This is a genomic window from Planktothrix sp. PCC 11201, assembly GCF_900009135.1.
GTDB lineage: Bacteria > Cyanobacteriota > Cyanobacteriia > Cyanobacteriales > Microcoleaceae > Planktothrix.
In genome coordinates this window covers 1-13,054 of record NZ_LT797708.1, presented here as the reverse complement: position 1 = coordinate 13,054, position 13,054 = coordinate 1, and the positions used below count along the sequence as shown (strand labels likewise).

5 protein-coding genes are annotated in these 13,054 nt (G+C 39.0%); 2 read left to right on the top strand and 3 right to left on the bottom strand.

Going from position 1 to position 13,054, the window contains the following annotated elements; genetic code table 11:
* Positions 1-121 precede the first annotated feature (121 nt).
* Positions 122-1,585, bottom strand: a complete 1,464-nt coding sequence (locus tag PL11201_RS18355; RefSeq protein WP_079680345.1) for a DASH family cryptochrome — start codon at positions 1,583-1,585, stop codon at positions 122-124.
* A 423-nt stretch (positions 1,586-2,008) separates the two neighbouring features.
* On the opposite strand from PL11201_RS18355, the gene PL11201_RS18350 reads away from it, so the two are divergent.
* Positions 2,009-4,444: an exonuclease domain-containing protein gene (locus PL11201_RS18350; protein ID WP_079680344.1), complete on the top strand. Its 2,436-nt coding sequence runs from the start codon at positions 2,009-2,011 to the stop codon at positions 4,442-4,444.
* A gap of 229 nt (positions 4,445-4,673) precedes the next feature.
* On the opposite strand, the gene glmS is transcribed toward PL11201_RS18350, so the two are convergent.
* Both glmS and PL11201_RS27165 read right to left on the bottom strand, forming a co-directional pair.
* Positions 4,674-6,590: a glutamine--fructose-6-phosphate transaminase (isomerizing) gene (gene glmS, locus PL11201_RS18345; RefSeq protein WP_079680343.1), complete on the bottom strand. Its 1,917-nt coding sequence runs from the start codon at positions 6,588-6,590 to the stop codon at positions 4,674-4,676.
* A 204-nt stretch (positions 6,591-6,794) separates the two neighbouring features.
* Positions 6,795-6,962 carry a hypothetical protein gene (locus PL11201_RS27165; protein ID WP_234996766.1) on the bottom strand — a complete coding sequence of 56 codons (168 nt, stop codon included), beginning with the start codon at positions 6,960-6,962 and terminating at the stop codon, positions 6,795-6,797.
* Positions 6,963-7,356: 394 nt separating this feature from the next.
* Here PL11201_RS27165 and PL11201_RS18340 point away from each other — a divergent pair, with 394 nt between their 5' ends.
* A complete protein-coding gene (locus PL11201_RS18340) occupies positions 7,357-12,426 on the top strand; it encodes a VWD domain-containing protein (protein ID WP_144017820.1) in 5,070 nt (1,689 codons plus the stop codon).
* The last annotated feature ends 628 nt before the right edge of the window (positions 12,427-13,054 follow it).

Sequence of the window (13,054 nt, the reverse complement as noted above, 5' to 3'; positions counted from 1 at the left end):
AAAATCATAAATATTACTTCTCACTTGATCTTAGACTAACTTTTGAGTTATTCTTCGATCCGTAGCAATCCTCAATAGATTGTAATACTGTATCGATTGCTTATTCTTCGATGTGAAATAATTATTTTCCCAGAGCAATTTCATAAATCAATTGATTCACTTTAACGGATTTTTCTAAATCAACGATGGGCTGAGGATAGTCAACACCTAAAATTACCCCAAAGCGTTTTTGTTCAACGGGTAATAATTTCCCAGGTTGATGAACTTTTGAGGGCGGTAAATCCCTTAATTCGGGGAGCCAGTGTTTAACATAATCTCCATGGGGGTCATAATCTTGGGATTGTTTGAGAATATTAAAATAACGGAATCCTCGGGCATCATTACCCACTCCGGCGGTATAATTCCAGTTGCCCCAATTGCTACACACATCATAATCAATTAACAAAGATTCAAACCATTCTGCTCCCCTTTGCCAATTAATTCCTAAATTTTTAGTTAGGAAACTGGCTACATTTTGCCGCCCTCGGTTTGACATAAATCCTGTGGTTAATAATTCTCGCATATTCGCATCTACTAAGGGAAAACCTGTGATTCCCCGTTGCCATTGTTCAAACTGTTTGGGATTGTCTTTCCAAGGAATAGAAATTCCTTGTAGACCTTGAGGATAAAATATTTTATTTCCATGTTTTAAAGCAATAAATTTAAAATAATCTCGCCATAATAATTCAAAAATCAACCAGTAAGTTGAATCGTTTTTGATCCGTTCTTTTTCATAGGTTTGAACCGTATTATAAATTAGTCGGGGAGATAAACAGCCTAAAGCTAACCAGGGGGAAAACTTAGAAGAATAATTTGCCCCTAACATTCCATTGCGGGTTTCTTTATAGGTTTTGAGATAATCCTGTTCCCAAATATAATCTTTTAAACGGTTTAATCCTGCGGTTTCTCCGCCTTGAAATTCCATCACTGCCCGAGGATCAAAAACAGGCATTTCTAAACCTAAATCTTGAATTGTGGGTAATTCTCCTAATTCAATTTCGGGTAAAGGGGGTAATTGTTGGGGGGAAGAAAACGGAGTATTGATAATTGATTTAGATTCAACTTGCTTTCTAAATTGAGTAAAAATTTCTGGAAGTTGAGGAATAGAAAAGGGTAAGTCACAGATAGAATAAAGGGTTGCACCCCAGTAGGATTTAACGGTAACCCCGAAAGCAGCTAAGGCAGTTTTTAAATTTTGTTCTACGGTTAATTCTTCGGAAGTGGCTTCTTGATCATAATAGACCGTATCAATATTGAGGATTTTAACTAATTCAGGAATAATGATTTCTGGCTTCCCTTGACGAATGATTAAGTCACTTTCTAATTTCCTGAAAGATTGACGTAAATCTGCAACGCTTTCTAATAAAAATTGAGTGCGAAAAGCTCCGGTTTTCGGGAATCCATAGGAGGTTTTTTTAAACTGTCTGGGGTCAAAACAATACACAGGAATAATCTGTGCTTGAGTGTTTAATGCTGAGGATAGGGGTTGATGGTCATGAAGTCGTAAATCGTTTCGATACCAGATTAAAATTCGTTTTGGGGTCACGGGAATTGGCCGTCTAAAGGGTTAAGTTCGTTTTAGCAGTCCGTCAGTTAGTCGAACTCACGGATTTACAAAACGTTACACTTAATCTATTTTAGCCGAATTCTCTAGGGGTTTGACAACCAACCAGCGTCCCGTTTTAGGGTCGCGGTAACTATTGTAGGGGTTAGAGCGCAGAGGTTTAGGATAAACTTTCATAATCACCCTCCAAATCCTTAACGGTGGAAAGAATAGAGATCAACTCAATAATTTAATTATTCCGTATTTTCCCAGTTAAATCGGGGACGCTCATCTCTAAAATTCTGTGATAATAACGTTCAATTTGAGTGACAATGAACAGAGAAGGGAGTGAGGGAAATCAAGCAAATCTTGTGATTTCGATCATTTGATTCTCTGTGTACAAACTATTTGTTGTGATGAATTACTATGAAAACTACAAAAAACTTTATTGTTATTGATACGGAAGGACAGCCGATTTTAAGAGAATTAGCGATTGTCAATGATCAAGGAGAATTAATGTATGAAGCCTTTGTGGAAAATCATCCCCAAAGTCCTAAAATTGCCCATCTAACTAAACCTTTAAAAGTAATTTTAAAAGAATTTCTGGAAATTGCCCAATCTCAAGTTATTATTTGTCACTATGCTCAACATGATATTGAAGTATTGAGAAATACGTTTAAAGCCGTGGGAATCTCTGCTCCTCAATTAGATTTTCAGTGTAGCTTTGAACTGGCTCAACGCTATTTACCCCAATTAAATAGTCATTCTTTAGAGGCTTTAAGTAAACATCTGAGACTGAAATTAGACGGTCAATTTTTTATCAAAGATTCTGCCCATCGAGCCAAATATGATGCGTTATTTACCTATCAACTTTATAAACATATTGTCAATGAATTTCTCAAAAAAGAATTAAAAACCCAACCCAATCCTTTTGGAACCAGTCGGGTTGATACTCCTTTTCAGGATCACCCCGATTTTCGAGGGATTTTTGCGGAGGAATGCGATCGCTTAAAAGCCATTTTAGGGGATATTAAATTAGACTTTAATCATCAAACAAAAGGAGCAATTGTGATTGGGGAACCCGGGTCGGGAAAAACCCATCTGATGATGCGATTAGCCAAGGATTTATTAGCCAAAAATAGATTATTATTTATCCGTCAACCCAATAATCCTGATACGGTTTTATTCCATACCTATAGTCGAATTTTAGAATCCTTAATTCAAATTGTTCCGAATAGTATTCATACCCAGCTTGAGTATTTATTAGCCAATAGTTTTGGCGAAATTATTAAATCTACTGATAACTATTTTACCTCAAAAACCCAAAAAGATGAAAAGATATTACAACTGATTCAAGGGGGAAATTTAAAGCTATTTACCGACTTATCCCAGGCGGAAACTAAAACAAAACGGGAGTTTTGGCAACATATTGAAAAACGGGCTTTGGAGTGGTGGAATAATAACTTTTCCGCCGCGGGTTACGCCCCTAAATTTTTACAGGGAATTGTGAAATTTTGTGGCTATACGGACTTTAATCGCCGTCAAATTATTACCCAATGGTTAGCAATGAATAATCTCCCCCAAGAAGAATTAGACCGGGTGGGTTTACCCTCTTGGGAAGATGAATTGAGTCGGGAGGAAGCGTCTTTAGAGGCGTTAAAGGTTTTGGGGTGTTTATCCCTCTTAGATGAACCTTTAATCATTGTTTTTGACCAGTTAGAAGGATTAGGATTAAAACACAATGAACGGTTATTACACTGTTTTGGAACTGCGATTAAAGAGATTTTTACCCATGTTCCCAATAGTTTAATTATTTTAAACCTATTTCCCGATCGCTGGCAACAATTTAAACAGGTTTTTGACGGGTCAATTATTGATCGGGTATCCCAGTCCCAGGTGTTTCTCAACCGTCCTTCCAATCAAGAGTTAAAACAGTTATTAAATTTAAAATTACAAGGGTTAGATGTGACTCTGGATGATTTATTTGAAGGGGACGAAATCACTGCGATTTTAAATCATATTTCTATTCGGACAGTTTTAAATGTGGCGGCGGATTATTACCGCTATAAAGTCGATGGAATTCCTCTGCCGAAACATCAACTGATTCCCGGATTACAAACCGATGAAGGTGAGATGGAAAGACGGTTAAAACAGTTGGAAATTGAACTAGAACAAATGAAACACGGAATAACACAAATTGTTAAGATTTTAGAAGACAAAAATCAGCAAAATTTAGAAATATTTAATGGGGAATTATTTGGATTTGTCCCTTCTTTTGATTCTGCTGCTAAACGTGAACTCAAAAACTATTTAAAGGCGCAACGCATTTGTTTAGAAGCCAATTTATCCAAGCCTAAAATCCTGGCTGATAGTGATGATTTAGGGAAATTAACAACTATTTTAGAAGCCTTGATGTTAGTGATTTCTCCCTTGAGTTTTGATATTTTACACTTAGGAAAACGAGTCATTCCTGAACATTTAGTTATTCAAACTAAAACCCATAGTTTTGTCGTCGGATTTTTACATTTAGCTGGAGCACCCTTTTTTCATCGGATGAAAAACTGGAATGAATTATTGCTTTTGAAACCCAATTTTAAATTTATTCTATGTCGAGATCAAAGCGATTATCCCATTAGTGGTGAGAAAAGCCTATTTGAGCTAGAAAAACTTCAACATTCTAAAAATGGAAAACTAATGCTTTGGAATCCAGACCATAGAGTTTTATTTGAGTTGTTTTATCAAATGATCCTAGATATTCAAAATTATGATTTAGAGATCAAGTTTGAGGAGGCTATGGAGTTTATTTTATCAGAATATCAGGATTATTGGTTATTTCAAAATATTACCCAGGATTTGGGTTAAAAACTATAGCAATCGGCAGAAAAGCCCTATACCAGAAGTATACAATATTATTTTCTGGTATAGAACTTTATTTGGTTTTTACATCCACAGATGACTCACTAGAGCAATCCTAAATAGGTTGTAACATTTTATCGTAGGGGTTGGGTCTCCCAACCCAGGCGCAAAGAGGGTTGGGAGACCCAACCCCTACAGATTTTTATCACAATTGATTTAGGATTGCTATAGAGCTTTATTCAACCGTTACTGACTTGGCTAAATTCCGAGGCTGATCCACATCTAAACCCCGTCGGGCTGCAATATAATAAGCTAATAATTGCAGAGGAATTACGGTTAGAATCGGGGATAAAATTTCATCCACGATCGGAACGGCTAGAACATCATCAAAGGTTTCCTTGGCTTCAAGTTCTTCTGAGGGCATCACCCCAATTAAACGAGCATCTCGCGCCTTGGCTTCTTGGGCATTAGAAATCACTTTTTCATACACAGTTCCCGGCATTGCGATCGCCACTACGGGCACTTTTTCATCTAACAAGGCAATGGGGCCATGTTTCATTTCTCCCGCCGGATATCCCTCCGCATGAATATAACTAATTTCTTTTAATTTTAATGCCCCTTCTAAAGCAATGGGAAAATTAATTCCGCGCCCTAAAAAGATAAAGTCTTGGGTCTCATTAAAATCAGAGGCTAACTCCTCAATATATTTTTCTTGACCCTGTAACAACTGTTCCATTTGAGCCGGAAGTTGTCGCAAATCCTTGATAATTTCAAGTAAGCGAGATTCGGGCAAACTTTGACGATGCCAAGCAATATCTAAAGCCAATAAATAAAAGGCAACTAATTGAGCGACAAAGGTTTTGGTTGCAGCCACCCCAATTTCAATTCCGGCTCTGGTATCAATAATATGGGGAACTAATTGGGCTAAAGAACTTTCAGGACGGTTGGTAATTCCTAATAGTTTAGGCGCGTATTTTGCCGGGGCATTTATCCGCCGTTGTTGTTCCATTGCCAAGGATGCTAAGGTATCAGCCGTTTCTCCTGACTGCGTAACCCCAATAGTTAAAGTATTAGGTCGCAGGGGAGTCGGTGCGTAACGAGCCTCGGACGCGTACTGTACCACCGTAGGAATATTTGCAATTTGTTCTAACAAATATTTCCCAACTAAACTGGCGTGCCAACTGGTTCCACAGGCTAGAATTTCAATTTGTTCTAAGTCTTGATACCAGTTTGAGGGAACACTTAAATGAATGGGTGAAGGTCGTTTTTTGGCTTTAGATTTTTCGGTGATTTTTTCCGGTTCCAACTCCAATTCAGCATCTAAATAGGCTTGTAAACAATCCCGAACAACTCCCGGTTGTTCATGGATTTCTTTTAACATAAAATGTTTAAAGGCGTGCTTCTCAACTAAAGTCGGACTCAAATTAAGAATCCGAGGAACTTTATGTAAACGCTCTCCCGCAAAACTATAAACCTCTACACCCAAATGGGTTAAACGAGCAATTTCGCCATTTTCTAAACTTAAAATTGCCTGGGTATAGGGAACTAAAGCCGGGGTGTCGGAAGCACAGAAAAATTCTCCTTGACCTAAACCAATGGATAAAGGAGCTTGTTGACGGGCAACAATTAATTCATTGGGAGAATCTGCACATAAAACTGCGATCGCAAAGGCTCCTTCTAAACGGTTAACCGTTTGACGCACAGCCTCTAAAAAAGATATTTTTTTAGTAGTTGAAGTCGCTAAAAAATCAGCAATCAAATGGGGAATCACTTCCGTATCCGTATCGGATTTAAACTCATAACCTTTGGCTTTTAATTCTTCTCGTAATTCCCGATAATTTTCCACAATCCCGTTTTGGACAACGGCTACCCGTTCTTTGGGATCGAGGTGCGGATGGGCATTCCGTTCTTCCGGTTTGCCATGGGTTGCCCAGCGTGTATGACCAATACCAATAGTAGAGGGCATCTCAACATGGGCTAATTTTTCCCGCAGGTTATAGAGCTTTCCCTTAGCCCGAACAGAATGAATATTCCCTTCCCAAATTGTTGCTAAACCGGCCGAATCATAACCTCGATATTCCAATTTTTCTAACCCAGCCATTAAAATTTCGCTGGCAACTCGAGTTCCAATATAACCAACAATTCCACACATGAATTCAAAACTCCTGTTTCAATGGGTCTTGTCTCGAATATTAATCCTAGTTTATCTTATCTTAAGCCCTGGCATAATGTTTGGCAATTAATTCTATAACCAACGGTAATAACTCCAAAGGAATTGGGCGGGTTTAGGGAGATAATTACTAATAATTAAAGATCATCTCAGAACCCTCCCTTACGATTGAATTGTTAATTATTGTCAAATGCGATCACATTTTTTTAACAAACTGTAGGGGCGGGTTCCGCAATAATATTTAATTCTAACCCATAACCTATCTAAACCCGCCCTCTTAAATGCGATCGCCTCAACACTTCTTTTATGATAAACAATCAACTTGATAGATGCAACAATTTCTTCATGATCCATTGCATAACAGGGAATTAATTAATAGGAATTGAAACAGAGTCTATTCCCCTTGGTGTCGGGATTTAGACCGCTTGATTCACCTTTTGTCACTTTTTGTCACTTTATTCCAACAGAATCGTCACTTTTTGGCAACTTTTTTTTCCTGAGTGGCTGGTAGTCTGTTGCCATGATCAAATTTGTTCGACAATAGTTCGACTTTTGGACATCGCACCGAGTCTTTGTCTTTTGGCAAAAAATACCCATGCTGTGGAGTTTTTTTGAGACAGAGGCGAGGTTTACAATCTGCAACTAGCTAAGAAACCAGGTTTTTCCCCAAAGCTCACGGGTGGAAAACCAACTTTTGTTAAAAACCCGGTTTCTGACCCACTATCAACCCTTAACCATCATTAACACTATGAAAACTTTCAACACTTTGGAAATAACGGAAACTTCTCCGGTACAACAAGCGTTACAAATTGCTAAAAATCAACTCAATAATTTTGCTTCATCTGCGGATTTTAAGACTCAGATGCAAATAGCATTAGGGAATCAGAGAAATTGGGAAACAACGGATTTAATTGATTTTCCGGCTATTGAAATTCGTCCTGCTGCTGAAATTAATAATGCTAGAGGTGCTTTTGCTGCTGCTACGAATACGATTTATTTATCCCAGGAGTTAGTGAATGAAAATACTGGGAATGTAGGGGCGATCGCATCGGTTTTATTAGAAGAATATGGTCATTATCTGGATGCTCAACTCAATGCGATCGATTCTCCTGGGGATGAAGGAGAACTTTTTGCTGATTTAGTTCTGGGTAAGGGGTTGAGTCAGTCGGAAATATTGGCGTTGTGGGGTGAGGATGATAGTGCGATCGTTGTTTGGGGTGGGGAAGGAGTGAGTATTGAGCAGGCTGAGATGACGACTCAAAAAGACACGCTTAATTTTTTTGCTGGGGGAATTAAAGATTGGGGTGAGGGAATATTTGGTAAAGAATTTGAACACAAATTCATTGATAGCCAAAAAGATGGCAACTTCGATCTACCAGCTAAAACCGAAGATTTCGGCTTCTTGAAATTTACTCGTGAAGTTAAATCCAGTTTGGATTTTTCTATTTTTGCAAAATTGGATACCTTCGGAGATGCCCAGTTCACATATCCCATCGATTTAACGGCTCAATTACCTAAGCAAGTAGACTCTGGTGAAACTATCAAAATTACACCATTTTCAGTAATTAAGAATTCATCGGCTTCATTCGATTCAATTGCCACTAAGGGGTTTGAGTTGCCAAATGCAGGAGTTAAGTTTGAGTTGAATGTAGGAGGAATTCAACTCAAAGACATCACATTAGCATCACCAGGAAAAAATCCTAAAAAAATAGATGGTATAGATATTAGCCCTGGAAAAGCAGAGCTAAGTATTGATGTATTAAATTGGGCTTCTTCAGAGGGTAATAGATTACTTAAACTTCTCAATTTAGGTAATGTCCAAGTTGAAAAACCGACAATAGAAGCAGGAGAGATAAAACCTGTAGAAGCTCGTGATACTAGCGATGTGGAACTGCCTGATATTGCTGCCAAGGGGAAAACAAATAATTTTTTGAATGCTGCCTTTGATTTAGATGACTTAGCCTTGTCATTGATTCCTGGATATAAGGTGGCGCAGATAGAAGCAAAGCTTTTAGGTATTGAACTAAAAGGACTCGGTTTTGAGATTAATCTTCCTAGTTCCGCTGAAGAAGAAGGGAGAGCAGAACAAGCACGCGAAAAAGCAAATCAAGCACAAAAAAGATCGCAAGAAGCACAGCAAAAGTTACAGAGACTACAAGAAACATCAGGTCTTACTTTGGCTCCCCAAGTAGAACAAGCACGACAAGAAGCAGAAATAGCTCAACAGGAAGCCAACACTACAGAAAATTCTGCTCAACTATTTGAAAGGATGGGAGAAGTTTCAAAAAAACTAGCAGATGCGGAAAGAGTAAGAGCTTCAGCAAATGGCGATCTTTTTGATTTCAAATTCAATGCAGGGTTCGGATTTCAGCAAGATTTTACTTTTGATCCTAACAAAGTACAAGTAATGATGTCAGTGGAAGGGCAACCGGAACAAAACGGAGTTGCTGGCAAAGAAAATAACGAATTTAAATTTACAGCGCCTTCTCAGGGTTCTGGAGTCGTAAAAGTTAAAGCCAAGTATAGGCTAAGCGGAGAAGCAAAAAACAACATTGGCCCTATTGGACAAGCCTATTTTGATTATAAAGCTCTTCAGATAGCAGTAGCGGGTCAAGTACCAATACCAGGAGATCCACTAGGATTTAAGGGGCAGGTTTCACTAGGTCCTCTTTTCCAAGGAAAGTTACCCAAAGATAGTTTTGCAACAGACCCATTTGCTCTCGTCGGCAGTCCTCCTAATCCTAACAAGCCTAACGAACCCGATCCTTTATTTAAGATTTTGCGTACCGTATCATTAGATGGCAAGAATGACGATCAAAATTCCAACCAAGATTTAGAAATTGAGGTTGAGTATCAGATTCCTTACAACCTCCCATATTCCATCTCAGATGCGCGTGCAGATGAGGGAGAAAACCTAGTATTCACAGTATCTCGTAATGAACCGTCAAATGAGCCAGTATTTTTGGTACTTGAATATGAAAACGACACAGCAAAGGCAGGTGAAGACTATTTCCCTGGTCAAAGATCAGTAACAATTCCAGCCGGACAAGTTAGTGCTGATATTACTGTCCCAACTACCGGGGATGACAAACCAGAGTCAACCGAAACTTTTAAAGTTAAACTGAAAAAATCTGATGGTTCAAGTTTTGCTACAAACGATACTGTGTCTACAATTGATGCAACAGGGATCATCATCGACAACGACCAAAAACCCGAACAGCCCAAAAATGGAGGCAAAACCTACAATGACCCCCGCATCATCACCATTGACAAACAATATCACGACTTCCAAGCCGCCGGAGAATTCACCTTAATTGAATCAACAACTGGCGACCTAAAAATTCAAGTCCGACAACAACCTATTAACAACAACCCCCGCAGCAATGTATCCGATAACACCGCCGTAGCAACAGTTTTGGGCGGAAAACGCATAGGAATTTACAAAGACCAAGGACTTTTAATTGATGGTCAACCAACCCAAATTGCCAACGACGATGCACTTGCCATTGGAGAGGGTCGCATCTATCGTGAAGGAAATACCTATACCGTTGTTTATCCTACAGGCGATCAATTAGTTGCAAAGGTAGGAAGTCGCGTCAATGTCGAGGTTTACTTAAAAGATGAACGCGAAGGCAAAGTCAAAGGACTACTTGGAAATTTCAACAAAAACCCCAAAGATGACCTAGCAAAACCCGACGGAACTGTCCTAACTTCTCCTATTTCTCCAGAACAACTATATGGCGAATATGCTGATAGCTGGCGAGTCAATCAAGCGGAGTCTTTATTCGACTACCAACCAGGTGAAAACACCAACACCTTTACCCTGCAAAATTACCCTCGCCAGAAAGTTAAAATCTCCGATTTAACCCCCGCCGATGTTGCAAAAGCAGAAGAATTAATTGGCGATCGCATTACCGATCCCATCATCCGAGAATCCACAATTATTGATTTAGTTCTCACCAATTTCGATCCCGAAATTATTGAAGCCACCGTCAATGTTCCATCCCCAGAAAGTTCCGTAATTATTCGAGTTGACCCCGAAGCAAAAGCTGATTTTATCAGTACCTTTGCCAATACCCCCGTTAAAATTAATCCCCTCACTAACGATATCGTTACCACCGGAATTCCCCTATCCTTAACTGGGTATGATCAAACCAGCGCTAAAGGGGGCACGATTCAACTCGATAATAACGGTACTCCCGATGACAAAACTGATGATCAACTGACCTATACTCCCCCGACTAATTTTGTCGGCATTGATACCATTAATTATACCATTGCTGATGATCAAAAAACCGCAACAGGAACTATCACCGTTACTGTTCCTGCCATAAACCTTAACGCTCTTAATGGTAACAATGGTTTTACTGTAACAGGTGCAGCCGGGAACTTTGCTGGCAGTTCTCTCAGTAATATTGGAGACTTCAATGGAGATACCATTGATGACTTTATTGTGGGAGGATTTGCAGCCGATCCTAATAATATTAATGCTACGGGGGAAAGTTATGTTGTCTTTGGAACAAATCAAGGATTTCCAGCTAACTTTGACCTGTCTACCCTCAACGGTACTAATGGATTTATTATCGAAGGATTTGAAACTGAAAGTTTTAGTGGAGGTGCTGTTAGTTCAGCCGGAGATATTAATGGGGATGGGCTAAAAGATTTAATCATTGGTGCTTTTTCCTCGGATTCCAATAGTCTTAATGATTCCGGTCGAACCTACGTTATTTTAGGTTCAAAACAAGCCTTCTCAACTCGATTTAATCTGGCTAATCTCAATGGCAATAATGGCTTTGTAATTAACAGTAATCAACCCTTAGATTATTCTGGTCTTGCTGTCAGTAGTGCTGGAGATTTCAACAATGATGGATTAGATGATTTAGCCGTTGCTGCCCCGGCTGGAATTGATACCTTTTTGGGTAAAGTTTATATTGTCTACGGTCGTCTTAACAGTTTTCCTCCCGCCTTCAACCCAACGGATTTACAATGGGACGACGGTATGGTAATTAATCATAATAACGGGTTAGCAGGAACCACCGTTAGTAACGCAGGGGATATCAACGGAGATCAAATAGATGATTTAATTATCGGTGCAGAACAGGGCTCACTTGAAGGCAATCCTAAAGCGGGAGAAACCTACGTTTTGTTTGGCAAAGATGGAGGATATCAAAAGGGATTTTCTCTTTCCAACTTAGACGGAACTAATGGATTTACAATCAAAGGTGATGGCTATTCTGTCTCATCCGTTAGCGGTGCAGGAGATATTAATGCTGATGGTTTAAAAGACATCATTATCGGTGTTTCTCAGTCTCCAGGCAACAATCAAACCAATGCTGGGAAAGCCTATGTTGTATTTGGAACTCAAGCCGGATTTACTCAACAAATAGACCTATTTACTTTGAATGGAAATAACGGATTTGTGATTAATGGAGTAGAACCCGATGAGTTATTAGGAGGTTCCGTCAAAGGCGCGGGAGATATCAATGGAGACAAGATTGATGATCTTATCATTGGTGCTTCAGGAGCCACTGCAAATGGAATTAAAAGCGCCGGAAAAACCTATGTAGTTTTTGGTAGTCAGAAAGGATTTCCGGCTAGTTTAAATAGTTCAGACTTAAATGGTGAAAAGGGCTTTTTCTTAAATGGAACTGCCGAAAATGAATTATCAGGAATTGCCGTTAGCAGTGCCGGGGATATTAACCAAGATAGCGTTAACGATATCCTCATCGGCGCACCAGGCAGTTTATTTGATAATACCATAGGCAAGAGTTATGTTGTTTTTGGAACTACCACCTTTGGTAATCAAACTCTAGTCTGATAGAGACAGACCGGATCATATCTAAAACAAATTGCAGGGGCGGGTTTTGGGAGATAATTACTGATAATTGCAGATGGTCTTGGAACCCGCCCCTACGGTTTAATTGTTAATTATTTAGCAAATGCGATCACATTTTTATTATTAACCTGTATTCAAACAATAAAAGTGATCCCGCTAAAGTCTTAAAATTTGGACTGGAACTCCTGATACCTTGGCACTCGCAGCTAAACCTTCATCTGCTGTTATTAAAGAAATTTTATAATAAAATGCGATCGCTAAATGCAAAGCATCCAAAGTTTGTCTAAGATGATTTCTTCACCTTGAGCTACTCTTTCTAAAAGATCTTTCAAGTTGTCTCCTACGTTTTCAATACTAATTCTTAACATTAACGGTTTATGGATATACTGCTATAGCAAGTCTAAATGAATTATACAAAAAAGTGTCAAGACAATTCATTCTAAAAATAGGGCGAGATTCCCCTGTAAGGGCGAGGTGACCTCGCCCCTACGATGAATTAATTTTAAACCCTTAATACAACTGATTTAGACTTGCTATATAGCAGTCGCCACATCTATTAGGACATTCTTGAAAGCTAAAAGCTGCTCACAGTAAGTATTTACCTATAGCG